The sequence below is a fragment of the Mesorhizobium sp. RCAM 05104 genome (assembly GCF_059683645.1).
On record NZ_CM185033.1, the window covers coordinates 6,442,346 to 6,467,325 of the forward strand.

Here is a 24,980-nt window from a genome sequence, read left to right on the forward strand (position 1 = left end):
GCGGTGAGATCACACCACAATGAAAACAGCCGAGACCAAACCGAACAGCGTGATCAGCAGATAGTCGGCCACGCGATAGACTTTCAGCGCTCGCCTTATGTCGATGCTGTCGGCGTCGCGCCGCCCGCCTTCGCCCATGAAGACGTCATCCACCAGCACGCCGCCATAGCTGCGCGGTCCGGCGAGCGCCAGACCGAGCGCACCGGCCATCGCCGCCTCCGGCCAGCCGGCATTGGGTGAGCGGTGTTTTTTCGCGTCGCGCCACACCGCATGCCAGGCGCCGCGGGGATCGGCACCCCTGACCAGGAAAGCCGCCAGCACGATCAGCAGCGCGCTCAGCCGCGATGCCGGCAGGTTGATCCAATCGTCGAAGCGCGCCGCCGCCCAGCCGAAAGCCTCGTGGCGCGGGGTGCGGTGGCCGATCATCGAATCGGCGGTGTTGGCTGCTTTGTAGGCGGCGCCGCCGGCGAGGCCGCCGACGCCGGTCCAGAAGGCGGGGGCGACGATGCCGTCGGAAAAATTCTCGGCCAGGCTCTCGACCGCCGCGCGGCAGACGCCCGCCCGGTCAAGCGCTTCTGGATCGCGGCCGACGATTCGCGAGACGGCAACGCGACCCAAAGCGAGGCCACCGGTGTCGAGCGCGTCGGCCACGGCCTCGACATGTTCGTAGAGGCTCTTCTGCGACAAAAGCGACGTCGCCAGAATGGCGGCAATGATCAGTCCCATGGGGATGAACCAGAGCAGGATCTGCACGCCGAGGCCGATCACCGCCGGTACCAGGACGATGACCAGCAGCGCCTGGGTACCACGCCGGCGACGCAGCGCGTCGGGATCAGTCGCGTGGTTGAGCCTGCGGTCGAGAAAGGATATCAGCCTGCCAAACCACGTCACCGGATGGCCGATGGCGCGAAACAGCCAGTCCGGGTAGCCCAGGACGAATTCGACGGCCAATGACAGGAAAGCGATCAGGACTGACATGAAGCTTCTTGATGGAGCGGTGGCGGCGGTGGATCATGGTGGAAGTCTTGGCCGGGCGAGGGCGCTGTTCCCCAACGCCGTGCTGCCTTTCGTCGACCTCTCGACCGGTATCAATCCGCACTCCTATCCGCTTTTCGGCCTGCCCGCCACCACCCTGTCGCGGTTGCCGGAAGCGGCGCGCGCCCACGATCTGGTTGAGGTCGCGGCCAGCGCCTATGGCGCGCCTTCGCCGATCAACGTCGTGGCAGCCCCCGGCACGCAGATCCTGTTGCCGCGCGTCGCATCGCTGATCGCGCCCGGCAAGGCGCTGGTGCTGGGCCCAACCTATGCCGAACATGCGCGGGCAGCGGCGATCGCCGGGCACGCGGTGACGGAAGTCGACGATTTCGCGGCTTTGGCGGGAGCCGACCTTGCCATCGTCGTCAATCCCAACAATCCGGATGGACGGGTCATCGAGCGCGACAGGCTGCTGGCGCTTGCCGCCGGAATGCGCGCCAAGGTCGGGCTGCTCGTCGTCGATGAGGCGTTCATGGATGTCGGCCCGCGTCAGCACAGCCTCGCCGGTGATGTCGAACAGGGCGGCATCGTCGTGCTGCGCTCGTTCGGCAAGTTCTTTGGCCTGGCCGGACTGCGGCTCGGTTTTGCGCTTTCCGACGCGGCGACGATCAAACGGCTGGACATGCAATTCGGACCATGGGCCGTCGCCGGCCCGGCGCTGGAATACGGCATCCGCGCGCTTGCCGACACAGGCTGGCAGGACGCGATGCGGGCATTCCTGACGGATGCATCGACGCGACTCGATGCGCTGTTCGGCCGCTTCGGCGTTCCTGTCGAGGGCGGCACCACGCTGTTCCGCTATGTCAGTCTGCCGGATGCCGCCGATCTGTTTTCCGCGCTTGGCGAGTGCGGCATCCTGCTTCGCCATTTCCCGGGCCGACCAAACGTGCTGCGCGCCGGCCTGCCGGGCAGTCAGGAGGAATGGCAGCGGCTCGAATCCGCTCTTGCCGGCTGGGCGTCGCGGCGCGACGATGGCGCCAAGGAGATCGCGCGATGATGATCCATGTCTGTTCGCTGGCAAAGGTCGAGGAAACAGTTGCGAGGACCGGCGCTGAGCGGCTGTTGTCCCTGCTGGCAGCGGGAACCGAAGTGGTGCGCCCAGCTTCGATCGCCAGGGAAAACCATCTGCATCTGGTCATGCATGACATCGCGGTGGCGCAGGACGGCATGACCATGCCGGGCGAGGAGCATGTCCGCAACCTGCTCGATTTCGGGCGCCGCTGGGACCGGGCAAGGCCGATGGTCGTCCATTGCTATGCCGGCATCAGCCGCTCGACCGCTTCGGCCTATATCATCGCGGCCGCGCTGGCGCCGAAACGCGACGAGGCCGAACTGGCAAGGACATTGCGAGCGCTATCGCCATCGGCGACACCCAATCCGCGTCTGATCGCGGTCGCCGACACGTTGCTCGGTCGCGAGGGCCGCATGATCGAGGCGATCCAGGCGATAGGGCGCGGCGCCGATGCCTTTGAAGGCACGCCGTTTGCCCTCACGATCGACAGCTGAAAGCTGCTACTTCAGCCACTCGGCAAGCTTCGCCTTGCGCACATCCCTGAGCAGGCTGATGAACCCGTCGGCTTGGTATTCTGATGTCAGCCGGCCTTTCTCGGCGGTCGCGATGCTGGCGTCGCCGACCACGCCGTTGGGGTTGAGATCGCTGGCGATCCAGGCAAAGGCATGGGTGCCGGTGTGGCGCAGCAGCGCGAATTCCTTTTCGGCCCGCGCGACGTTGGAAACGAAGTTATCGGCCTTGCCCATGTCGACGAGGTCCGGCCGGAAATGCAGCATCAGCGAGGTCTCGACATCGCCGCCATGGATGCCGTGACGGTCCTCGAGCTCGGTGTACATGCCGGCCGGCCGGCCAAAACGTTGCCAGCTGGTCTTCACCGCCAGCATTTTTTCGCGCACGCGCAATTCGCGCGTGACGATGCCCATGATCTCCTCGTTGCCGCCGTGCGAGTTGACGACGATCAGCTTGCGCACGCCGGCTCGTGCGATCGACTGGCCCAGTTCGGTCCAGGCCTCGATCAATGTCGGTGCCGGCAGAGTGAGGGTGCCCGGTGCGTGGAGATGCTCGTTCGACTTGCCAACCGCCTGGACCGGCAGGATGCGGATATCGAGATCGTCGGGCAGGCGGGCGATCACCGTGTCGAGCATGCCGTTCATGATCGAGGTGTCGGTCGAAACCGGCAAATGCGGACCATGCTGTTCGATCGCCGCCAGCGGCAGCACGGCGATCGTCGCCTCCGGATCGATCGAGGCGTATTCAGTAGTCCGGTAGTCGCCCCACCAGGCGCGTCTTTTTGCAGCGGTCATGTCATGCCTCTTCGATGAACGGCCAGACCTAGCGCGGGACGGGCGGCCTGTCGATCACCCAGCTGCGATGGCCTCGACCTCGACCTTGAATTCGGGCCGGGCGAAGCCGGAGACGATCATCAGCGTCGACGCCGGTGCCGGGCTGGAAAACAACCGGTCGCGGATGTCCATATAGGGCCGCAGATGCGCGCGGTCGGTGACATAGGCGTTGATGCGCACGATATCCCCGAGCCCCAGCTCGGCTTCGGCGAGGATCGCGGCGATGTTCTTGAAGCAGAGTTCGGCCTGCGCGCCGGCGTCCTCGGGAATCTGGTCGTCCAACGTGATGGCGACCTGGCCCGAGCACAGCACCAGCCGCTTTCCAGCGGGCACCTCGACGCCGTGGCTGTAGCGGGCAAAGGGTGGCTTGATCGACTTCGGGGTGAGGAACTTGAACATGGCAATCTCCGGTTTCCCGGTAGCCTAGGACCGGATGCGTTACACCTTCAAGATGGCGGTGCATGTCGCTGGGGCGATTGTGGACAGGCGTTCAAAAAATAGGCACGATGCCTCCCGTACAGCATGACCCGTCCGCCTCCGGCATGGCAATGTCGTTCACGCGGGCGGTCCCGGTACGAGGCGCCGGTGGCATGTGTCTTGCTTCTTGAATCTTTGGTGTCGAGCCTGGCGCGTGGCGCGCCGGAGCAAACAAAGGGTGGTGTCGATGTACGGAAAACAGAAGATCTCGGTGGCGGTGGTGGCCCTGCTGGCGGCCAGCACGTTCGGCGCGGCGGCGAATGAAAAAGTCACCTTCGGCACCAACTGGTTGGCCGAGCCGGAGCATGGCGGATATTATCAGGCCGTGGCGGACGGCACCTACGCCGCCTGCGGCCTCGACGTCACCATCATGCAAGGCGGCCCGCAGGTCAGCGGCCGGCCGATGCTGCTGGCCGGCAAGATCGATTTCTACATGGGCGGCAATCTGCTGTCGGCCTTCGATGCTGTCCAGCAAGGCATTCCGATGCGGGTGGTGGCGGCCGACTTCCAGAAGGATCCGCAGGTCATCATGTCCCACCCCGGCGAGGGGCTGGACAAATGGGAAGACCTGAAGAATGCGGAGCAATATATTCTGGGCGACGAAGGCGTGCAGACCTTCTTCCAATGGATGGTCACTGCGCTCGGCTTCGACGCCGCCAAGCGCGCGCCCTACACCTACAACACCGCGCCTTTCCTCGCCAACAAGAAGTCGATCCAGCAGGGCTACGTCACCTCCGAGCCATTCGCGGTCAAGAAGGAAGGCGGCTTCGTGCCGAACCAGTTCCTGCTTGCCGACTATGGCTGGGACACCTACTCGACGACGATCGAAGTAATGCAGGACACGATCGACAAGAAGCCGGAGGTGGTCCAGTGCTTCGTCGATGGCTCGGCCAAGGGCTGGTACAAATATCTGTACGGCGACAACAAGGCCGCCAACGACATGATCAAGAAAGACAATCCTGACATGACGGACGACCAGATCGCCTTCTCGATCGAGCAGATGAAGAAGTTCGGCCTTGCGGATTCCGGTGACACCGACAAGCTCGGTATCGGCGCCATGACCGACGAACGGATCAAGAGCTTTTACGACAAGATGGTCAAGGCCAAGGTCACGCCCGAAGGCATCGACATCAAGAAGGCCTACACACTGACCTTCGTCAACAAGGGTGTGGGGCTCGAGCTGAAGAAATAGGCCGGTCCCGGCATGATGCAGGAAAAGGTGGCGCAGACGACGGCGAGCGCGTCCGGCGTGGTTCCGACGTTGCTGGCGCTGCGTGGCGTCGGCAAGGTCTTTTCCAATGGCGTGACGGCGCTCAGCGACGTCAACCTGACGATCCGCGAAGGCGATTTCCTCAGCCTGCTCGGACCGTCTGGTTGCGGCAAGTCGACGGCGTTGCGGCTGATTGCCGGCCTGTCGACGCCGACCTCCGGAGTGCTCGACTGGCGTGCCGATGGCTCGCTCGATCGTTCGAACATCGGCTTCGTCTTCCAGGAGCCGACGCTGCTGCCCTGGGCCAGCGTCTTCGACAATGTCTGGCTGCCGCTCCGGCTGAAGGGCGTCAGCCGCGCCAAGGCGGCCCCGGCGGTGATGGAGATGCTGGCGCGGGTGCACCTGACCGGCGTCGAGGACGCGGTGCCGCGCGAGCTCTCCGGCGGCATGAAGATGCGCGTCTCGATCGCGCGCGCCATGGTGACGAAACCGCGGGTGCTGTTGATGGACGAGCCGTTCGCGGCACTCGATGAGATCACGCGCTTCAAGCTGAACAACGATCTGCTCGAACTGTGGCAGGACGAACGCTTCACCGTCGTCTTCGTCACACACAGCGTCTTTGAAAGTGTCTTTCTCTCCAACCGCGTCGTCGTCATGGCGGCGCGGCCGGGCCGGGTGTTCGACGAACTCGCGATCGAGGCGTCCTATCCACGTGACGAGGCGTTTCGCACCTCGCCCGACTATGCCGCGCTCTGCCGGCAGACCTCCGATGTGCTGGTCAACGCCATCAATTCAACAGCAGGCGCCCATCATGACGGCTATTGACGAGAGGGTCCTCAAGCTCGATCCCGAGGAAGCGCGTCGGGTACGCCAAGAGCGGCTCGAGCGGATCGGCCGGTGGATTCTGCCGCTGGCGATCATGATCCTGGCGATCTGGCTGTGGGATCGCATCTGCGTGTGGAACGCGATCCCGCAATACATCCTGCCGCGCCCGGGCGTCGTGTTGTCGACGCTCTACAGCGATGCCGGCCTGCTGTTCTCCTCGCTGCTGGTCACCTTGCGCATCACCTTCCTCAGTCTGCTTCTGGCTGTGGTTGGTGGAGTCGGGCTGGCGGTGCTGTTCGCGCAATCGAAATGGGTCGAGATGTCGTTCTTCCCGTTCGCCATCGTGCTGCAGGTGACGCCGATCGTGGCGATCTTTCCGCTGATCAACATCTATGTCGACAACCAGACGACCAAGCTTCTGCTGTGCGCCTGGATCGTCGCCTTCTTTCCGATCCTCTCCAACACAACGCTCGGTCTCAACTCCGTCGACCGCAATCTGCGCGACATGTTCAAGCTCAATGGCGCGACGCGCTGGCAGCAGTTGCGGTATCTGCGGCTGCCGGCGGCGATGCCGTATTTCCTGGGCGGGTTGAAGATCGCCGGCGGCCTGTCGCTGATCGGCGCCGTGGTGGCCGAGTTCGTCGCCGGCGCCACCGGCCAGTCGTCGGGGCTCGCCTCGCGTATCATCGAGGCCGGCTACCGGCTCAACGCACCACGGCTGTTCGCGGCGCTGTTCCTGATCTCGCTCACCGGCATCCTGATTTTCCTGGTGCTGTCGCTGATTTCGCATCTCATTCTGCGGCGCTGGCACGAAAGCGCGCTGAAGCAGGAGCGCTAGTGCCTTGATCCCGAACACTGGTTCATACCGGCTCACCAACGCCCGGCTTCACGCGTCCCTGACACCGGGATTTGGCGCCGCTTTCGACCGTGATGGTTTCGCGCTTGCCGACATCGCTGTCGCTGACGGCAAGATTTCCAGCATCACCGCGCATGGTCGATCGAAAGCGCCTGCCGATGCGATCGACCTCGCTGGCCGCATCGTTCTGCCGTGCTTCATCGACTGCCACACGCATATCGACAAGGGCCATATCTGGCCGCGAAAACCCAATCCCGACGGCACGTTCATGGGAGCGCTGAACGCCGCCGGCGCCGATCGCGCCGCCCGCTGGAGCGCCGAGGACGTGGCGCGGCGCATGGATTTTTCTCTGCGCTCAGCCTACGCGCACGGCACCAGGGCGCTGCGCACCCATCTCGACAGCGTCGCGCCGCAGGAGGAGATCTCCTGGCCGGTGTTCGAGACGATGCGCGAGAGATGGCGCGGCCGCATCGAAATGCAGGGCGCGTGCCTGATCGGCATCGAGGGCGTGCGCGACAGGAAGTGGTTCGACAGGTTGGCGAAAAGAGTTGCCGCCGCCAAGGGTGTTCTCGGTGTCGTCACCTATATGGTGCCGGACCTGGAGGAACTGCTCGACCACGTCTTCGCGCAAGCCATCCAGCATGGCCTCGATCTCGATTTCCATGCCGACGAGACCGACGACGTTGCCGCGATCTCGCTCAAGAAGATCGCCGAGGCCGCTCTGTGGAACGGCTTCGAGGGCAACATCCTCGTCGGCCATTGCTGCTCGCTGGCGCGCCAGCCGGATCTCGATGTGCTCGATACGCTCGACAAGGTGGCGAAAGCGGGGTTGGCAGTCGTCTCTCTGCCGATGTGCAATCTCTATCTGCAGGACCGGCGCGGCGATCATACCACGCCGCGCTGGCGTGGCGTGACGCTGCTGCACGAGATGAAGGCGAGGGGCATTCCGGTCGCCGTCGCCTCGGACAACACGCGCGATCCCTTCTATGCCTATGGCGACCTCGACATGCTCGAGGTCTACCGCATGGCGACGCGCATCCTGCATTTCGATCATCCTGTCGCCGACTGGCCGCAAGCGGTCGCCGCGACGCCGGCCAGGGTGATGCGGCTCGATGGTCTCGGCACGCTTGCGGCTGGCGGCGATGCCGACTTCATCGTGTTCAAAGGTCGAAGCTGGACTGAATTGCTGTCGCGCCCCGAATCGGATCGCATCGTCGTGCGCGGCGGTCGTGCTATCGATCGGCAATTGCCCGACTATGCCGAACTCGACGAACTGATGGTGGAATGATGGATGTTTCGGCGCTCAAACGTGATCTCGAAGGCCTGAAGCTCGACGACAATCCAGCCATCGTCCAGCAGAAAAGCCGCGACTTCTACTGGTACAGCCCGGTGCTGAAGCAGCAGCTCGACCATGTTACCGGCGACCTGATCGTGACGCCGAAGAGCGAGGCCGAGGTGATCCGCGTGCTTGCCGCCTGTCATCGCCATGGCGTGCCGGTGACGCCGCGTGGCAGCGGCACCGGCAATTACGGCCAGGCGATGCCGCTTTCGGGCGGCGTGGTGCTCAATCTCGCCGAGATGAACGAGATCAAGTCGATCGCGCCAGGGCGCGTGGTGACCGGACCGGGTGCGATCCTGGCCGATATCGACAGGGCGACGCGGGCGCATTCCGGCCAGGAGCTGCGCATGTCGCCATCGACCTACAACACGGCCTCGATCGGCGGCTTTGTCGCCGGCGGTTCTGGCGGTGTCGGCTCGATCCGCTGGGGTGGCTTGCGTGATCTCGGCAATGTCATCCGGCTGAGGACGGTGACGATGGAGGCCGAGCCGCGCGTCATGGATCTCACTGGCGAGGACGTGCTGAAGGTCATGCACGCCTACGGCACCAACGGCATCATCACCGAGGTCGAGATGCCGCTGACCGCCAGCTACGACTGGATCGACGTCATCGTCGGCTTTGACGATTTCATGGACGCGGCAGGCTTCGGCAACGACCTCGCCGTCCAGGACGGCATATTGGCGAAGCTGATAACACCGATTGCCGCGCCTATCCCTTACGATTATTTCAAGCGGCACCAGCGGTTCTTCCGGCGCGAACAGAGCATCGTCGTGTGCATGATCGCGCCACACGCGATGGATGCCTTTGTCGCCTTCACGGCGCGCAGCAAGGGCGAGATCGTCTTCCGCGCTGACCATGAGGCCGATCTCAAGGGGTTGCCGCCGGCCTATGAGCTGACGTGGAACCACACGACTTTGCGCGCCATCAGGGTGGACCCTGCTATCACCTATCTGCAGGCGCGCTATCCGTCGCCGGATCATCTCGCCCATGTCAAGGCGATGGTCGATCGCTTTGGCGACGAGGTACCGGCGCATCTCGAATTCATCCGCTTTGATGGCGCGATCGGTGTCGCGGGGTTGCCACTGGTGCGCTTCACCACGGCGGAACGGCTGGACGAGATCATCCGCATCCATGAGGACAATGGCTGCTGGATCTTCAACCCGCACCGCTACACGCTGGAGGAGGGCGGCATGAAGCAGACGGACGAGGTGCAACTCGCCTTCAAGCGCGAGACCGATCCGCAGGGGTTGCTCAATCCGGGCAAGATGATCGCCTGGGAAAACCCGGACTACGACTATCGCTCGGGCCGGACATTCCTGTTCAAGGGGCTGCAAAAGGCAGGCTGATGAACATCCTTGTCCTCTACGCCCATCCGGTCGAGACCAGCTTCAATGCCGGCCTGCATCGGATGATCGTCGAGCGACTGACGGCAGCGGGCCATACGGTCGACGACTGCGATCTCTACACCGAGGATTTCGACCCACGGCTGACGCGCAAGGAGAGGCTGGACTACCACAATCAGCGCGGCGTCACCGACGCCGTGGCGCCTTATGTCGAGCGCCTGCTGCGGGCCGATGCACTGGTGCTTTCCTATCCTGTCTGGAATTATGGCTTTCCGGCGATCCTGAAGGGCTTTTTCGACCGCGTCTTCCTGCCCGGCGTGTCCTTCAAGCTGGTCAACGGCAAGGTGCAGCCATCACTGCACAACATTCGCAAGGTCGCCGCGGTCACCACCTATGGCGGCAGCCGGTTCCGCGCTGTGCTGATGGGCGATCCGCCGCGCAGGCTGATCAAGCGAATGCTGCGTGCCACGGTAAAACCGGGCGCGCCGGTGAGCTATCTCGCGCATTACGCGATGAACCTGTCGACCGATCAAACGCGCGATGCCTTCACGGCCAAGGTCGCGGCCAGCATGGACGGCTTCTGATGCGCGCGCTGGTGGTTTACTGCCATCCGGTGCCGGAGAGTTTCTGTGCGTCCATTCGCGACAGCGCCGTCGAGGTGTTGACGCGAAGAGGCTGGGAGGTGCGGCTGCTCGACCTCTATGCCGAGAACTTCAATCCGGTGATGGGCTGCGACGAGCGGCGTTCCTACAATGACCGGGCACCGCAGGACCCGGCGCTGAAGCCGCATTTCGAGCTGCTCAACTGGGCCGAAGCGATCCTATTTGTCTATCCGACCTGGTGGTACGGGCTGCCGGCGATGCTGAAGGGCTGGCTCGACCGTGTGTGGGCGACCGACGTCGCCTTCAAGCTGCCGGCCGGCAAGGGACGGATCAAGTCAATGATGACGCATGTGACCAAGGTCGGTGTCATCACCACCTGCGGCGCGCCGACCTGGTGGAGCGTCGTCGTCGGCCAGCCCGGCCGCAAGACCCTGCTGCGCGGCATGCGGGCGCTGTGCGCGACTCGTTGCCGGACCTTCTTCCTGGCGCACTATCTGATGGATTCCTCGACTCCACGGAGCCGGGCGGCGTTTCTGGCGAAGGTGAGGGCGAAGCTGGAGCGGTTTTGAGCCGGCGGAATTAGCGTCCTTCTCCCCGTCGAACGGGGAGAAGATGCCGGCAGGCAGATGAGGGGCAGCACGAACTCGCGAACGCCGGCGCCGCCCCTCATCCGGCCCTTCGGGCCACCTTCTCCCCGTGAAACGGGGAGAAGGGAAGACTGCGCTACATCCTGGTCCGCTCCGCCTTCGGATCATACATTGGCTTCAGCGATGCCTCCGCCGCAAACCGCTCACCGGCGATTTCGATCTCGTAGGATGAGGCCAGTACATCCGCCTCGCTCTCGCCCTGGCACGGCACATAGCCCAGCCCGATGGCGCCGCCGAGGTGATGGCCGTAATTGCCCGAGGTGATCGGGCCGACGATCTTGCCGTCGCGCAGGATCGCCTCGTTGTGGAAGAGCAGCGGTTGCGGGTCCTTCAGGCGGAACTGGACCAGCCTGCGGTTCAATCCGGCTTCCTTCTTGCGCAGCACGGCATCGCGGCCGATGAAGTCGCCCTTCGCCGTCTTGACCGCGAAACCGAGGCCCGCTTCCAGCACATTGTCCTCATCGGTGATGTCGTGGCCGAAGTGGCGAAAAGCCTTTTCGATGCGGCAGGAATCCAGTGTGTGCAGGCCGCAGAGCTTCAGGCCAACATCCGCGCCCGCCTCGTCGATCGCCTCGAAGACATGGGCGGCCTGGTCGGTCGAGACATAGAGCTCCCAGCCGAGTTCGCCGACATAGGTGACACGGTGGGCGCGGGCCAGCCCCATGCCGATCTCGATCTCCTGAAACGTCCCGAACGGGTTGGCCCCGTTGGAGAAATCGTTCGGGCTGACCTTCTGGATCAGCTTCCGCGCATCCGGACCCATCAGGCAGAGCACGCTTTCGGCCGCTGTCACATCGGTGATGACGACGAATTCGTCGGCCAGGTGCTTGCGCAGCCAGGCCAGATCGCGCTGCAGCGTGGCACCGGGAACGACGAGGAAGTAGGCGGTTTCCGACAGCCGCGAGACGGTCAGGTCGCTCTCGATACCGCCGCGCCGGTTGAGCATCTGGGTGTAGACGATCTTGCCCGGCGCCACGTCCATGTCATTGGCGCAAAGCTTTTGCAGGAAGGTACAGGCGTCGCGGCCCTCGACACGAATCTTGCCGAACGAGGTCATGTCGAACAGGCCGACCTTGTTGCGGACCGCCAGATGCTCCTCGCGCTGGTTGTCGAACCAGTTCTGCCGTTTCCAGGAGTAGCGGTATTCATGCTCCTGCCCCTCGCGAGCGAACCAGTTGGCGCGCTCCCAGCCGGCGACCTCGCCGAACACGGCGCCACGCGCCTTCAGATGCTCATGCAAGGGCGAACGCCTGACATTCCTCGACGTCGCCATCTGGCGATAGGGGAAATGGTCGGCATAGAGCAGTCCGAGCGTCTCGGAGACGCGCTCCTTGAGATAGCGGCGGTTTTTCTGGAACGGCTGGGCGCGGCGGATGTCGACTTCCCACAGGTCGAAGGGCGCTTCGCCGTCGTTGATCCACTGCGCCAGCGCCATGCCGGCGCCGCCGGAGGAGACGATGCCGATCGAATTGTAGCCGGTTGCCATCCAGTAGCCGGACAGTTCGGGCGCTTCGCCGAGATAATAGCGGTCGTCCGGCGTGAAGCTTTCGGGACCATTGAAGAAGGTATGGATGCCGGCCGTGGCCAGCATCGGCATGCGGTTGACGCCCATTTCGAGGATCGGTTCGAAGTGGTCCATGTCCTCGGGCAACTGGTCGAAGCAGAAATCCTCGCGGATGCCGTCCATGCCCCAGGGCTTGGCCACCGGCTCGAAGGCGCCGAGCATCATCTTGCCGGCATCTTCCTTGTAGTAGGCACACTCGTCGGGCACGCGCAGGACGGGCAAGCGAGTGAGGCCAGGGATCGGCTCGGTGACGAGATAGAAATGCTCGCAGGCATGCAGCGGGATGGTGACGCCATTTTGCGCGCCAAGTTCGCGCGCCCACATGCCGGCGCAGTTGACGATGATGTCGGCTTCGATGGTGCCTTGTTCTTCGCCCTGTACCCAGGATACGCCGGTGACGCGGCCGGCCTTGGTGTGGACCTTGGTGACCTTCACATTCTCGACGATGGTGGCGCCGCGCTGGCGCGCCCCCTTGGCCAGCGCCATGGCGATGTTGGCGGGGTCGCATTGGCCGTCGAGCGGCAGATGCACGGCGCCGACCACGTCGGACACATTGAGATGCGGGTACATCTGCTTGACTTCATTGGGCGAAATCTCGCGGACATCGACATCGAAGGCGCGGGCGAGCGACGCCTGCCTATAGATCTCGTGCTTGCGCTCCTCGGTCAGCGCCACGGTGATCGAGCCGACCTGCCGCATGCCGGTGCCGACATCGGTCTCCGCTTCCAGCTTGACGTAGAGGTCGGCCGAATATTTCGCCAACCGCGTCATGTTCTGCGAGCCGCGCAACTGGCCGATCAGGCCGGCAGCATGCCAGGTCGTGCCCGACGTCAGCTGCTTGCGTTCCAGGAGCACGATGTCGGTCCAGCCGAGCTTGGCCAGGTGATAGGCGACCGAACAGCCGGAGACGCCGCCGCCGATGATGACGGCGCGGGCTTTGGTAGGGATGGCTTTGGGGGCAGGGGTGTTCATGCGGCCTCGCGGCGATAGCTGGAAACAAAGCGTCGCAGCCGCAGCGCTGCTTCCTGCAGCACGGGCTCTGGCTGGCAGAGGCTGATGCGGATGTGGCCCGCGGCCGCCTCGCCGAAGCTGGAGCCAGGCATCACGCCGACCTTTTCCTTGTCGAGCAGGGCCCAGGCGAATTTCTCGTCGTCGGATTCGACGGCTGATATGTCGAGCATGACATACATGCCGCCTTCGGAACCGCGAACGCTGACATTGTTCATGCCGCGCACGGCGTCGAGCAAGACAGTGCGGCGCGCCGCATAGCGTTCCGCGATCTCCTTGACGCCGTAACCGTTCTCGAGCGCCTCGGCGCAGGCGATCGAGATGAAGGCCGGCAAGCCGTAAGTGGTCACCAGATTGAGATTGACCAGCAGCGTGATCATCGCTTCAGGACCGGTCAGCCAGCCCATGCGCCAGCCGGTCATGCCGTGGCTCTTGGACATCGAATTGATGACCAGCGTGCGCTCGGCCATGCCGGGCAGCGCGCGCGGCGAGACATGCTCGCCGCCGCCCAGCGTCCAGTAGACCTCGTCAGAAAGCAGCCAGAGATCGTGCTCCCTGCAGATTTGCGCCAGCTCTTCCAGCCGCTGGCGCGAATAGACCGCGCCCGTCGGGTTGTTCGGTGTGTTGATGAGGATGGCGCGGGTGTTCGGTCGAATTGCCGCGCGGATCATGTCGGCGCGCGGCTGGAAGCCGTCCTCGGCGGGCGTTTCGACCACGGTGAAATCGGCGCCGGCCGCACTGAAGGTGTTGGGATAGGTAGCGTAGTACGGCGCCACCACGATGGCGTGGTCGCCCTGGTCGAGAACAGCCTGTACGGCGGCATAGAGCGCGGCCTGCCCACCTGGCGTGGCGATCACCTGGTTGGGGTTGGTCGCGACGCCGGTGCAGGCGGTCGAGGCTGCCGCCATCGCCTTGCGCAGGCGCGGCAGGCCGGGAAGCGGGGTGTAGTGGTGATTGCTGCCGCGAACCGCGGTCACGCAAGCTTCGATCGTTTCCGAAGGCGTGTCGAAGTCGTGGTCGCCGACCGAGAGCATGATGATGTCCTCGCCGGCCTCCTTGCGCGTCCAGGCCTCGAAATGGACTTCCCAGCCATCCTTGCCCGAGGGCACGATGCCGGAAATGCGCGATGATGGTCTAGGCATGTATATCTCCCGAAATTTCATAGCCGGCCTGTTCGAGCCGGTCGCGCAGGGCGGCGATATGCGGCGGCCCGACTTCGCAGCAGCCCCCGACGATGTCGGCGCCGGCCTCTATCCAGCCAATCGCCTGCGCGGCATAGGCGTCCGGACCGAGGTCGTGGCGGGCGTGCAGTACATCGACGGTGCCGCCGTGCTTAAGCGCCTCTGTCGAGGTGAAGCCGTTGGCGTAGGCGCCGACCGGGCCGCCGAGGTCGATCAGTTCAGGCAAGGCCGCGGCGATCGCTTCCGGACGGCAGCAGTTCAATAGCCGCGCCGCTACGGGCAAGCCGTCGAGCGCGCTTGCCGCGGTGGCTATCGTCTCGCCGCTGCGCAGCCGCGGCTTGCCGTGATCGGCCAGTGTCCACGACACCCATACCGGCTTGCCGCTTTCCGATGCGGCGGTGACCGCCGCACGCGCCTCATCGGCCGACGCCATGGTCTCGCACAGGAACAGATCGACCCCGTCGGCCTGCTCGGCGACGATGCGGCGGTAGATGTCGAGCGTGTCCTGGTATGAAATGGTCAGTGCCGGCGCGTAGCTGCCGAAAAGCGGTGACAGGCAGCCGGCGATCGCTGTGTCGCCGGCCTCGTCACGGGCCTGCCTGGCCAATTCGATGCCGCGCTTCTGCAACGGCTTGAACAGGTCCTCGGCACCCTCGCGCGCCAGGCGTTCGGGCGTCGCCGAATAGGTGTTGATGGTGATGATTCGGGCGCCGGCGCGGATGAATTCGGCGTGCAGGTCGCGCACCAGATCGGGTTCGTCGATCAGCACCCTGGCCGACCACAGCGGCGTCGGCTCGGACTTGCTGCGGCGAACCAGTTCCTGGCCCATGCCGCCATCGGTGAGGACGACTTTCTTCATGCGCGCAGCCTCTCGTTCTTCGGATCCCATAGCGGCTCGTCTTTCTGGACGACCGCCTTGAAACGCTCGCCAAAGATTTCGACCTCGACGCTCGTTCCCGGTTCCGCCAGATCGGCGCGCAGCATGCCGAGCGCGATCGACTTGTCGACGCGATGCCCCCAGCCTCCGGATGTCGTCTCGCCGACGATCTGGCCGTCATGCCACAGCGTCGACATGTAGGGCGCGTCGCAATCGCCGGGATTTTCGACGACCAGCGTGACGAAACGCTTCGTCACGCCTTGCTGTTTCTCATTCTGAAGTGCCGCCTTGCCTCGGAAGTCGGGCTTGTCCCATTTGACGAAGCGCTCCAGCCCGCCCTGCAGGATCGAATAGTCGGTAGAGAGGTCGCCCTTCCAGGTGCGGTAGCCTTTTTCGAGCCTGAGTGAGTCCAGCGCGTACATGCCGAACGGTTTCAGCCCGTGCTTCTGGCCAGCGGCGCAGACGGCGTCGAAGATGGCGGCGGTGTCGTCGACCCTGGTGTGGATCTCCCAGCCGAGTTCGCCGGCGAAGGACACGCGCACAAGCTTCGCCCAACGGCCGGCGATCTTTGTTTCCTGATGCGTCAGCCATGGCAAAGCGAGGTCGGCTTCGCAGACATCGGCGAGGATTTTTCGCGAGTTTGGACCGGCCAGGATCTGGGTGGAGAATTCCTCGGTCCGGTCGATCAGCTTGAAGGCCGCATCCCTGGGCATGCGCGATTTCAGCCATTCGAAATCGTGCCATTGCGCAACCGCCGCGGTGATCAGCGTCATCACATTCTCGTCGTGACGCACGACGGACATTTCGGTGACGATGCGGCCCTTGTCGTCTGCGAAATAGACGAGGCCGATGCGGCCGGGCTTGGGCACCAGGCCGGTGACCTGAAGGCTCAGCCACTCGGCGGCCCCCGGGCCCTCGAGGTTGAAGCGCGAGAAGCCCGGCAGGTCCAAAATGCCGGCCGCGTCACGCACGGCGAGGCACTCTTCGCGCACGCGATGCTGCCACGGCCCATCGCGGCGGAAGGTCAGCGTGGCTTCCTCGGAGATGTCGTCGCCGTCCTGCGCGTACCACGTGGCGCGCTCCCAGCCATTATAGGCGTCGAAGCGGGCACCGAACGCCTTGATGCGGTCGTGGATCGGCGACAGCTTGCGGTCGCGCCCCTCCGGCCATGCATGGCGCGGAAACTGGATGGCGTATTCGTTGCCGTAGATCTCCATGCCCTTGGCGACGCAGTAGTCAGGCTCGGACGCAAAGGAGGTGAAGCGGCGCGGATCGCACGACCACATGTCCCATTCGGTCTGGCCCTGCGTCACCCATTCGGCCAGCACCTTGCCGGCGCCGCCGCCCTGGGCGATGCCGAAGGTGAAGACGCAGGCTTCGAAGGCATTGGGGACGCCGGGCATCGGGCCGATCAGCGGATTGCCATCCGGCGTGTAGGGGATCGGGCCGTTGATGACCTTGGACAGGCCTGCCGTGCCCAGGATCGGCACGCGGGCGACAGCGTCGGCCAGATAATGTTCCAGCCGGTCGAGGTCGTCGGGGAACAGCTGGAAGGAAAAGTCTTCCGGCATCGGATCGTTGTGGGTCGCCCAATGCGCGCGGCAATTGCGCTCATAGGGGCCGAGATTCATGCCGTTCTTTTCCTGGCGCAGGTAGTAGGAGGTGTCGACATCGCGCAGCAGCGGCAGTTTCTTGCCCTGTTCCCTGGACCATGCCGCCAGCTCGGGAATCTCCTCGAACAAGATGTACTGATGGCTCATCACCATCATCGGCACGTCGCGGCCGAACATTCGGCCAACTTCGGCGGCGCGATAGCCGGCGGCATTGACGACGATCTCGCAGCGGATCTCGCCTTGCGCGGTTTCGACCACCCATTCACCGTTCTCGCGGCGCACGCCAGTGACCGGGCAGAAGCGGATGATCCTGGCGCCCAAGTCGCGCGCGCCCTTGGCCAATGCCTGGGTGAGCTGCGCCGGATCGATGTCGCCGTCGCTTGGGTCGTAGAGCGCGCCTTGCAGGTCGTGCGTCTCGATGAAGGGATAGCGGTGCTTGATCTCGTCGACGCCGACGACGTCGATGTCCATGCCCTGATAGCGGCCCATGCCCTTGGCGCGCTGGAATTCCTGCATGCGTTCGACCGAGTGGGCGAGCCGCAGCGAGCCGGTGACGTGATAGTTCATGGGATAGTCGACCGCTTCGGCCAGGCCGCGATAAAGCTCGGTCGAATAGCGCTGCATGTTCATCAGCGACCAGGACGAGGAGAAGGTCGGCACATTGCCGGCGGCATGCCAGGTCGAGCCGGAGGTCAGCTCGTTCTTTTCGAGCAGCACGCAGTCGGTCCAGCCCGCCTTGGCGAGGTGATAGAGCGAGGACGCGCCGACGGCACCGCCTCCGATGATCACCACGCGCGCCGTGCTCGGCAAACCGGCCATATTCTTCTCCCATATCTTCAGCGCGCTGCGCTTCTATTTTAGTTTTGATGCATGTCGTCGTCCCAAAACCGCCGCGCGCCTTGGGCGACATGCACTCAATAAACCGGCGGCGAAACCACCCAGATGACAACCGCCGGCTCGGCACCCGGATTGCGCCAGCGGAAAGGCTTGCCCTCGAAGCGAAAGGAGTCGCCTTCGCCGAGCCGATGCCAGATGCCGGCAATTTCGATGTCGAACGTTCCGGACGCGACGTATCCGGCCTCCTCGGTAGGCCGACGCGCCTCGATCTTCAGCTCCGCGCCCGGTGCGAAGACCGAACGCAGCATCTCGAAGCTACCGCCGAGATCGGGTGACAGAAGCTCCTCCATCAGTCCGGATTCGCTTGTGCCAAGCGTGCGCCGGCTGCCGGCGCGCACGACCACGCCGCGCTCGCTTTCGACCGGCACGTCATGGGTGAAGAACAGGCTGACCGGCACGCCGAACAGTTCGGCGAAGGCTCTGAGATCGCTGAGCGATGGCGCCGAGAGGCCGCGCTCGACCTGGCTGACCCAACCGACCGAGCGGCCGAGCTTCAGGCCGATCTCCGCAAGTGTCAGCCCGCGCGCCTTGCGCAGCGCCCTGATATCGCCGGCCAGCACGCGTTCGTCAGGCCCCTGCAATGTTCGTGCGGTAGGTGAAGGCAAAACGCTCACTTCATGAAAAAGAACGGTCAAATTTCATGAGAAATCAAGCTCGTGAAAAAATCAAGTAGATTTTCACAGATGCTCAAGATTTGCTTGCACGATTTTGATGGTTCATGCAAAGGCTCGGCCGCGAGCGGCGAGTGGGGACGTCCGAGCGAGACAAAGGGTAAGGGACGGCCCATGCTGGAGAATAACCCAGGAATCGCGCGTGATGCCGAGATCGTCGACGAGGCGATCCTGTCGCGCCGCTCGGTGCGGGCATTCCTGCCCGACATGGTCGATGACGACACCATCCGAGAGATTCTGTCGGTTGCGGCCCGGGCTCCATCGGGCACCAACATGCAGCCATGGCGGGTCTACGTCACCAAGGGCGAGACCAAGCAGCGGATCACCGACGCCATTCTCAATTCCGGCATTCGCGCCGAAAAGGCCGACTGGGATGAGTACCGCTACTACCCCACTCAGTTCTTCGAGCCCTATCTGACGCGACGGCGCGCCAACGGCTTCGGCCTCTATGGCGCGCTCGGCATCGGCCGCAGGGAGGTCGACAAGATGCGTGCCCAGCACGACCGCAACTTCGTCTTCTTCGACGCGCCGGTCGGCATGATCTTCACCATCGACCGCCGGCTCAACCAGGGCTCGTGGATCGACTACGGCATGTTCCTGCAGAACATCATGGTCGCGGCGCGAGGCAGGGGCCTGCATACGTGTCCGCAGGCCGCGTTCGCGCCCTATCACCGGCAGATCAGGCCGGTGCTCAACATTCCCGACGAGGAGATTGTCGTCTGCGGCATGGCGCTTGGCCATGAGGACATTTCCAAGCCCGAAAACGCCTTCCGCACCGACCGCGTGCCGTTGGAAGAGTGGGTGTCGTTCAGCGAGTAGACCGGCCACGCAGGGAACCGGCGACGTCAACTATTCCGTATTCATCTGCACGCCGTGCCCGCTGACATGGGCGCCATCGCGTGGCGTCAGCTTGAGATAGGCCAGCAGCGCGCAGAGCGTGATGGCGCCTTCGATCACAAACAGAATCCGGAAATCCCTGGCCACGGCCGGACCGCCTCCGGCCAGGAACGACAGCGTCGCGGCCGCCAGGCCGACGCTGATCGCGACGGCGAGTTGCCACAGTATGTAGTAGAGCGCGCTGAAGCGGGCGAGCTGTTCGGGCGCGATGTCGGAATAGGCGAGGTTGCCGGTCGAGGCCCACTGCATCGAGCGGAAGACGCCGAAGACGAAGATATAGATGAGCGTGATCCAGACCGGCGTCGTCGCCTGCATCAGGGCAAAACCAGCCACCAGGCAGGCAACGATGGGCGTGTTGAAGACCAGCACGCGGCGAAAGCCGAAGCGGTTGAGAATGCGCGGCATGAAGAGACGCATCACTAGCGATCCGATGGCCGCCACGAAGGTGAGCGATCCCGCCTGCACCGCGCTCATGCCGAAGCCGAGCTGGAACATCAGCGGCAGCAGGAGGACGACGGAGCTGAGGCCGATCGTGTCCAGCCCGCCGCCGGTGAGGAAGGAGATGCGGAAGGTGCGGATGCGCAGCAGCTTGAGGTCAAGCAGCGGATTGCGGGCGCGCAAGCAGTAGAACGAGGCGGCCGTCAGGATGAGGATCGCAAGCGCAAGTTCAGCCGCGATCATGCCGCCAGCCGCGTCCTTAGCGGCGAGTGAGTCCATGCCGAAGACCAGCAGCACCATGCCGCTGCCGACCAGCAGGAAGCCCGGAAAATCGAATGGCGTGCGTACGGGCTTGGTCATCGTCGGAAACAGCGAGGCGGCAAGCACGGCCGCTGTCAGCGCGAAGGGCACGTTGATGAAGAAGATCCAGCGCCAGGAGATGTACGTGGTCAGCGCGCCGCCGACGAGCGGGCCGACCAATGGCCCGGACTGGCCGGCCAGCGAGATGTACATGTTGATCTTGAGCGTGCGGCTGCGCGGAAAGGTTGACAGAATGACGACCTGGCCGAGCGTGCCCATCAGCGCGCCGCCGAAACCTTGCAGCGCCCGCGCCCCGACCAGCATCCAGATATTGTCGGACAGCCCGCTCAGCGCCGACGAGGTGGCGAACACCAGCAAGGCGAAGCAGTAGACGTTGCGCAGGCCAAAGCGGTCGGCGGCCCAGCCGCCAAGCGGCATCGAGATGATCAGGCTGGCTACATAGACGGTGATCAAGAGGCCGAGCTGGCTGGGCGGGCGGCCGAGACTTTCGCTGATACCCGGCAGCGCCGTCACCACGACATTCTGGTCGAGGCTGGTCATGAAGACGCCGCATGCAACCGTCAGCGGCAGCAGGAGCATGGTTCTGGCCGACACATCGGCGCGATCCGTGGCGCCGGCGGATATTTCTGTGGTCATGGAGATGTTCGAACCAAACGATGTGCCGACGCTGAGACGGGATTTATCCCTTGGGCCGGCTAGGCGGCCACGCTTTGCCACCATGGTCGTCCGCGGCGGAATTCTCTAGCGGCAGAACCGGTTGGCCTTGATGCCAGAAGCAGAGGCGAAGCGACCATCCGGCCGCGCCAGTCAGAGCAATTCAGGGAAACGGTGAACTGTTCTAACCCCTTGTCTTGACGCAACTCCGAAGGGAAAGCGGCGTGCGCTTTTCCCCGGACAACCGTTTCACACCTTTCCTGGAATTGCTCTATTGCACCTCGTAGCCGACTTCCTCGCTGGCGTGGCAGAGCGCCTTCCAGAACGAGCGGGCGAAGGAGCGAAAGACATAGATGTCGAACTGGTCGGTGCCGGTGCGCTGGATCTGGGCGAAGACGTCGTGATGGATGGTCGAGCGGCCGGCGCCAATCGGAAAGGCCGGCAGCGCGAAGTCGATGGCGAAGAACTTCGCCAACACCCATTCGGCCTTCGGCCCGGCGATGCGGATGGCGGTGCGGCCGTGCGACAGGTCCGTCACCGTTCCGATGGCCGGGGTTACCACCTTGGCGAATGCCGCGGCCAGTCCTTCGGCTTCGTCGGCGACGGTGAATTTTCCCGGTGCGAAGCCGAACACCGACTTCACGCCGTCGCTCAAGCCACCGCCGGCACCATCGGGCAGCGCAAGCCCGGTGACGGTGCGGATGGCTGATATCAGCGCCTTTTCCTCACCGGGCCAGGCCGCCAGCTGCACGATCGAACCCGGCCGTGTCTCGGTCAGGATGATCTCGACGCCATGCTCGAAATTGCCGTGCGAGCCGACGTGAAACTCCGGCTCAAGGGGCGATTGACGCTCAACCATGCATGCGGGTCCCTTCCGGATCGAAGAAGTGGTTGGAGACGATCTCGACCGGTCCGAAGCGGTTGCGCAGGGGATCGGAGACATGGGCGCGCGTGCCGCGCCGCGCCTTGCCGCCTTTGACCAGTGCGAGCGCGATATGCTTGCCCAGCGCCGGCGAATAGCAGCAAGCGGTGATGTGGCCGATCGAGCCGTGCGGATTGGCCTCGTCAATCTCCTCGACGATGTGCGCGCCGCCATTCAGTGGCCGGTTGTCGAGTGCGATCACGCCGACCAGTTCCAGACGGTCAGACGCAATCAGGCCCTCGCGGTCCATCATCGCCGAACCGATGAACGGCTTTTTCTTCGACAGCATCCAGTCGAGATGCAGGTCGCGCGCCGTAGTGCGGCCGTCGATTTCAGCGCCGGTGACATGGCCCTTCTCGATGCGCATCGTGCCCAGCGCCTCGAGCCCGTAGGTGACCAGCCCGAACGGCTTGCCGGCCTCGATCAGCGCTTCCCAGACATGAGTGCCATGGCCGGCACCGGAATAAACCTCGAACGCCATTTCGCCGGAGAAGGATAGCCGGCAGATCATCACCGGCACATCAGCTATCTCGCCGCGCACGATGCCCATGAAGGGCAAGGTGGCGTTGTCGACTGCCGTGCCGGTGACACAAGCGGCAAGGATCTGCCTGGCCTTCGGCCCGCCAATCGCGGCGCCCGCCCATTCGTCGGTCACCGAGGTGACGTGGACTTTCAGCTCCGGCCAGATGACGTCGAGGAAATATTCCAGATGCTGCATCACCTTGCCGGCGTTCGCAGTGGTGGTGGTCATCAGGAAATCCTGCTCGCCAAGCCGCCAGGTGGTGCCGTCGTCAAAGGCGAGGCCGTCCTCGCGCAGCATCAGCCCGTAGCGCGCCTTGCCGACCGCCAGCGTCGAAAACATGTTGGTGTAGACGCGGTCGAGGAATGCGGCGGCATCAGGACCTTGCACGGCAATCTTGCCAAGTGTCGAGACATCGACAATGCCGGCGCTTTCGCGCGTCGCCTTGGCCTCGCGCACATAGGCCTGCTCGACCGTTTCGCCTGAAAGCCCGTAGATCATCGGCCGGTACCAGAGGCCGGCCGAATACATGGTCGCGCCATTGGCGACATGCCAGTCATGCATCGGCGTCAGCCGCTCGGGCTTCAGGTCGCCGAAGCGCTCCGCCGCCAGCGAGCCGATCGACACCGGTGCAAAAGGCGGCCGGAAGCGCGTCGTGCCGACCTCAGGGATCGGCTTGCCCAGCGCTTCGGCCATGATGGCAAGGCCGGGAACGTTGGAGCTCTTGCCCTGGTCGGTCGCCATGCCAAGCGTGGTGTAGCGCTTCAGATGCTCAACCGAGACGAAGCCTTCGCGGTGTGCCAGCCGCACATCTTCCGCCGTCACGTCGTGCTGGAAATCGACAAAGCTCTTGCCCTTGGCCCGGATTTCAAAAACCGGCGCCGGGTCTGGATATCCTGGGACGGCTTCGACGGTGGGCAATGCAATCGGCGTGCCTGTTCCGCCGGCCGCGGCAAGGCCGGCGGCGCGGCCTTCGGCGATCGCCTCGGCAGTCGAAAAGCTGCCGGTGAAGGCGCCAGCACCGATCCACTTTTGTGTCGGCTTCGGTGGCAGGAAGGCCTGACGCGCGGCATTCCATTCCGCCCTGGCGCCGGCCTGGCTGGCCAGATGGATGGTCGGCGACCAACCACCCGACATCAGCAGGCAATCGGCGTGGATGCTGCGTGCATCGCCGGTGAGTGTGCCATTGGCCATGTCGAAGCGCTGCAGCTTGAGGCCGGACAGCGCCCTGCCGCTCTCGGTGGCGACGACGGCATGGCCGGGAAAGATCTCGGCCTCGACTTCCTCGGCCAGCTTGCGCATCTCGGCTGAAAGCTCCGGCCGGACATCGGCGATGGCGACGATCTGAGCGCCGGCCTTCTTCAGGGCAAGGGCGGCGCGATAGGCGCTGTCGTTGTTGGTGAACAGCGCGATCCGCTCGCCCGGCAGCACGCCGAACTCGTTGGCATAGCGCTCGGCGGCATGCGCCAGCATCACCCCCGGCCTGTCATTGCCCGGGAAGACCAGCGGCCGCTCAAAAGCACCCGTGGCCAAAACAACAGCCTTGGCGCGGATCGCCCAGTAGCGATGGCGCGGCTCGCCCTTGCTGGGTTGCTCCTTGTGGTCGCTGACCCGTTCGAGCGCGGCAAGCGTGTTGTTGTCGTAATAGCCCCAGACCGTGGTGCGCGGCAAAAGCCGGACATTGTCGCGTCCTTCGAGCTGGGCGACGGTGCGCCGCGCCCAATCGGAGGCCGGCGCGCCATCAATCATCTCGCCCGACCAGTTGGCCGAGCCGCCGAAACGCGGCTCGAGATCGGCCAGCATGACGCGGGCGCCCTGGTCGGCGGCGGCCTTGGCGGCCATCAGACCGGCGGGGCCGGAACCGACCACCAGCACATCGCAAAAAGCATTCATGCGTTCGTAGCGCGTCGGGTCCTTTGCCGATCCGGCGCGGCCGAGGCCGGCGGCGCGTCGGATGAAATGTTCGCAGACCATCCAGAAGCGCGTGCCCTTCAGCGGACCGACCACCGGCCCCATGAAGGTCTTGTAGTAGAAGCCGGCCGACAGGAGCTTGCCGCCGAGCTGGTTGACGGCATTGATGTCCCAGGCAAGCGATGGAAAACGGTTCTGGCTGATCGCCACCAGCCCGTCATGGATCTCGACCATGGTCGCCGGGATGTTGGGCTCGCGGACCTCGCCCCTCAGCACCGTCACCAGCGCGTTGGGCTCCTCGACGCCAGCGGTGAGCAGGCCGCGCGGACGGTGGTATTTGAACGAACGCCCGAAAAGGCTGATGCCCTTGGCCAGCAGGGCCGATGCCAGCGTGTCGCCGGCATGGCCGGTATAGGCCACACCGTCAAAGGTGAAGCGGATGGTTTTCAGCCTGTCGATGCGGCCGCCGGTGTCGGTGCGGCGCGGGCTCATGACTTGCCCTCGGCCTTGCGACGCGCGCTCGAGGTGTGATCGCCGCGCGCGAAGGCGACACTGGAAATCTCGTGCGTGAGCGTGTTGCGCACGACCCGCAGATGCGCGCGGCAACCGCCGGAATGCTGCCAGATTTCGTTGTGGTCGCCGGCCGGGTTCAGGCGGTCGTAGACATAGGCGTTCCACGCTTCGAAATTCTGCGATGCGGGGTCGGGGCGCTCGCGGTTGCCGTCACCCTGATAGGTGAACTCGATGACATCGCGAGGGCCGCAATACGGGCAGGTGATCAACATTGAATTCTATCTTCTTGTTTGACCGTGATCCG

General features: G+C 64.3%; 22 protein-coding genes. 10 read left to right on the forward strand and 12 right to left on the reverse strand.

Annotated features, from left to right (window positions below; genetic code table 11):
- Positions 1-9 precede the first annotated feature (9 nt).
- Positions 10-978: an adenosylcobinamide-phosphate synthase CbiB gene (cbiB, locus tag AC56QP_RS31510; RefSeq protein ID WP_489861963.1), complete on the reverse strand. Its 969-nt coding sequence runs from the start codon at positions 976-978 to the stop codon at positions 10-12.
- Here cbiB and cobD point away from each other — a divergent pair.
- Positions 977-2,032: a threonine-phosphate decarboxylase CobD gene (gene cobD, locus AC56QP_RS31515; RefSeq protein WP_489861962.1), complete on the forward strand. Its 1,056-nt coding sequence runs from the start codon at positions 977-979 to the stop codon at positions 2,030-2,032. The genes cbiB and cobD overlap by 2 nt on opposite strands.
- Positions 2,032-2,541 carry a tyrosine phosphatase family protein gene (locus tag AC56QP_RS31520; RefSeq protein WP_489863472.1) on the forward strand — a complete coding sequence of 170 codons (510 nt, stop codon included), beginning with the start codon at positions 2,032-2,034 and terminating at the stop codon, positions 2,539-2,541. Before cobD ends, AC56QP_RS31520 begins: the two co-directional genes overlap by 1 nt.
- 6 nt (positions 2,542-2,547) lie before the next feature.
- On the opposite strand, the gene AC56QP_RS31525 is transcribed toward AC56QP_RS31520, so the two are convergent.
- Both AC56QP_RS31525 and AC56QP_RS31530 read right to left on the reverse strand, forming a co-directional pair.
- Positions 2,548-3,351 carry a creatininase family protein gene (locus tag AC56QP_RS31525; RefSeq protein ID WP_489861961.1) on the reverse strand — a complete coding sequence of 268 codons (804 nt, stop codon included), beginning with the start codon at positions 3,349-3,351 and terminating at the stop codon, positions 2,548-2,550.
- Between the two features lie 54 nt (positions 3,352-3,405).
- Positions 3,406-3,789 carry a RidA family protein gene (locus AC56QP_RS31530; protein ID WP_489861960.1) on the reverse strand — a complete coding sequence of 128 codons (384 nt, stop codon included), beginning with the start codon at positions 3,787-3,789 and terminating at the stop codon, positions 3,406-3,408.
- 265 nt (positions 3,790-4,054) lie between these two features.
- On the opposite strand from AC56QP_RS31530, the gene AC56QP_RS31535 reads away from it, so the two are divergent.
- Genes AC56QP_RS31535 through AC56QP_RS31565 form a run of 7 tightly spaced genes read left to right on the forward strand, consistent with a single transcriptional unit; the run spans position 4,055 to position 10,611 of the window.
- A complete protein-coding gene (locus AC56QP_RS31535) occupies positions 4,055-5,059 on the forward strand; it encodes an ABC transporter substrate-binding protein (protein ID WP_489861959.1) in 1,005 nt (334 codons plus the stop codon).
- Between the two features lie 12 nt (positions 5,060-5,071).
- Positions 5,072-5,902, forward strand: a complete 831-nt coding sequence (locus AC56QP_RS31540; RefSeq protein ID WP_489861958.1) for an ABC transporter ATP-binding protein — start codon at positions 5,072-5,074, stop codon at positions 5,900-5,902.
- On the forward strand, positions 5,889-6,740 hold the full coding sequence (locus AC56QP_RS31545; protein WP_489861957.1) for an ABC transporter permease: 852 nt from the start codon (positions 5,889-5,891) through the stop codon (positions 6,738-6,740). The genes AC56QP_RS31540 and AC56QP_RS31545 overlap by 14 nt, the downstream gene beginning before the upstream one ends.
- A 4-nt stretch (positions 6,741-6,744) precedes the next feature.
- Positions 6,745-8,046 carry a cytosine deaminase gene (locus tag AC56QP_RS31550; RefSeq protein ID WP_489861956.1) on the forward strand — a complete coding sequence of 434 codons (1,302 nt, stop codon included), beginning with the start codon at positions 6,745-6,747 and terminating at the stop codon, positions 8,044-8,046.
- A complete protein-coding gene (locus tag AC56QP_RS31555) occupies positions 8,046-9,443 on the forward strand; it encodes an FAD-binding oxidoreductase (RefSeq protein WP_489863471.1) in 1,398 nt (465 codons plus the stop codon). The genes AC56QP_RS31550 and AC56QP_RS31555 overlap by 1 nt, the downstream gene beginning before the upstream one ends.
- Positions 9,443-10,024: an NAD(P)H-dependent oxidoreductase gene (locus AC56QP_RS31560; RefSeq protein WP_489861955.1), complete on the forward strand. Its 582-nt coding sequence runs from the start codon at positions 9,443-9,445 to the stop codon at positions 10,022-10,024. Before AC56QP_RS31555 ends, AC56QP_RS31560 begins: the two co-directional genes overlap by 1 nt.
- Positions 10,024-10,611: an NAD(P)H-dependent oxidoreductase gene (locus tag AC56QP_RS31565; RefSeq protein WP_489861954.1), complete on the forward strand. Its 588-nt coding sequence runs from the start codon at positions 10,024-10,026 to the stop codon at positions 10,609-10,611. Before AC56QP_RS31560 ends, AC56QP_RS31565 begins: the two co-directional genes overlap by 1 nt.
- A 154-nt stretch (positions 10,612-10,765) precedes the next feature.
- Here AC56QP_RS31565 and AC56QP_RS31570 read toward each other — a convergent pair whose 3' ends face one another.
- From AC56QP_RS31570 to AC56QP_RS31590, 5 genes are all read right to left on the reverse strand, one after another.
- Positions 10,766-13,225, reverse strand: a complete 2,460-nt coding sequence (locus AC56QP_RS31570) for a GcvT family protein (RefSeq protein ID WP_497103821.1) — start codon at positions 13,223-13,225, stop codon at positions 10,766-10,768.
- On the reverse strand, positions 13,222-14,403 hold the full coding sequence (locus AC56QP_RS31575; RefSeq protein WP_489861953.1) for a pyridoxal phosphate-dependent aminotransferase: 1,182 nt from the start codon (positions 14,401-14,403) through the stop codon (positions 13,222-13,224). The genes AC56QP_RS31570 and AC56QP_RS31575 overlap by 4 nt, the downstream gene beginning before the upstream one ends.
- The gene (locus tag AC56QP_RS31580) at positions 14,396-15,301 is read right to left on the reverse strand and encodes a homocysteine S-methyltransferase family protein (protein WP_489861952.1); all 906 of its coding nucleotides are present in this window, start codon (positions 15,299-15,301) and stop codon (positions 14,396-14,398) included. Before AC56QP_RS31580 ends, AC56QP_RS31575 begins: the two co-directional genes overlap by 8 nt.
- On the reverse strand, positions 15,298-17,751 hold the full coding sequence (locus AC56QP_RS31585) for a GcvT family protein (protein ID WP_489861951.1): 2,454 nt from the start codon (positions 17,749-17,751) through the stop codon (positions 15,298-15,300). Before AC56QP_RS31585 ends, AC56QP_RS31580 begins: the two co-directional genes overlap by 4 nt.
- A gap of 95 nt (positions 17,752-17,846) precedes the next feature.
- On the reverse strand, positions 17,847-18,443 hold the full coding sequence (locus AC56QP_RS31590) for a helix-turn-helix domain-containing protein (protein ID WP_489863470.1): 597 nt from the start codon (positions 18,441-18,443) through the stop codon (positions 17,847-17,849).
- Between the two features lie 171 nt (positions 18,444-18,614).
- On the opposite strand from AC56QP_RS31590, the gene AC56QP_RS31595 reads away from it, so the two are divergent.
- Complete coding sequence (locus AC56QP_RS31595; RefSeq protein WP_489861950.1) at positions 18,615-19,319, forward strand: nitroreductase; 705 nt, start codon at positions 18,615-18,617, stop codon at positions 19,317-19,319.
- 30 nt (positions 19,320-19,349) lie between these two features.
- Here AC56QP_RS31595 and AC56QP_RS31600 read toward each other — a convergent pair whose 3' ends face one another.
- The 4 genes from AC56QP_RS31600 to AC56QP_RS31615 form a co-directional block, all read right to left on the reverse strand.
- The gene (locus tag AC56QP_RS31600; RefSeq protein WP_489861949.1) at positions 19,350-20,792 is read right to left on the reverse strand and encodes an MFS transporter; all 1,443 of its coding nucleotides are present in this window, start codon (positions 20,790-20,792) and stop codon (positions 19,350-19,352) included.
- Between the two features lie 289 nt (positions 20,793-21,081).
- Positions 21,082-21,669: a sarcosine oxidase subunit gamma gene (locus AC56QP_RS31605; RefSeq protein ID WP_489861948.1), complete on the reverse strand. Its 588-nt coding sequence runs from the start codon at positions 21,667-21,669 to the stop codon at positions 21,082-21,084.
- Positions 21,662-24,655: a sarcosine oxidase subunit alpha gene (locus AC56QP_RS31610; protein ID WP_489861947.1), complete on the reverse strand. Its 2,994-nt coding sequence runs from the start codon at positions 24,653-24,655 to the stop codon at positions 21,662-21,664. The genes AC56QP_RS31605 and AC56QP_RS31610 overlap by 8 nt, the downstream gene beginning before the upstream one ends.
- Complete coding sequence (locus AC56QP_RS31615; RefSeq protein ID WP_489861946.1) at positions 24,652-24,948, reverse strand: sarcosine oxidase subunit delta; 297 nt, start codon at positions 24,946-24,948, stop codon at positions 24,652-24,654. The genes AC56QP_RS31610 and AC56QP_RS31615 overlap by 4 nt, the downstream gene beginning before the upstream one ends.
- Positions 24,949-24,980: the final 32 nt, after the last annotated feature.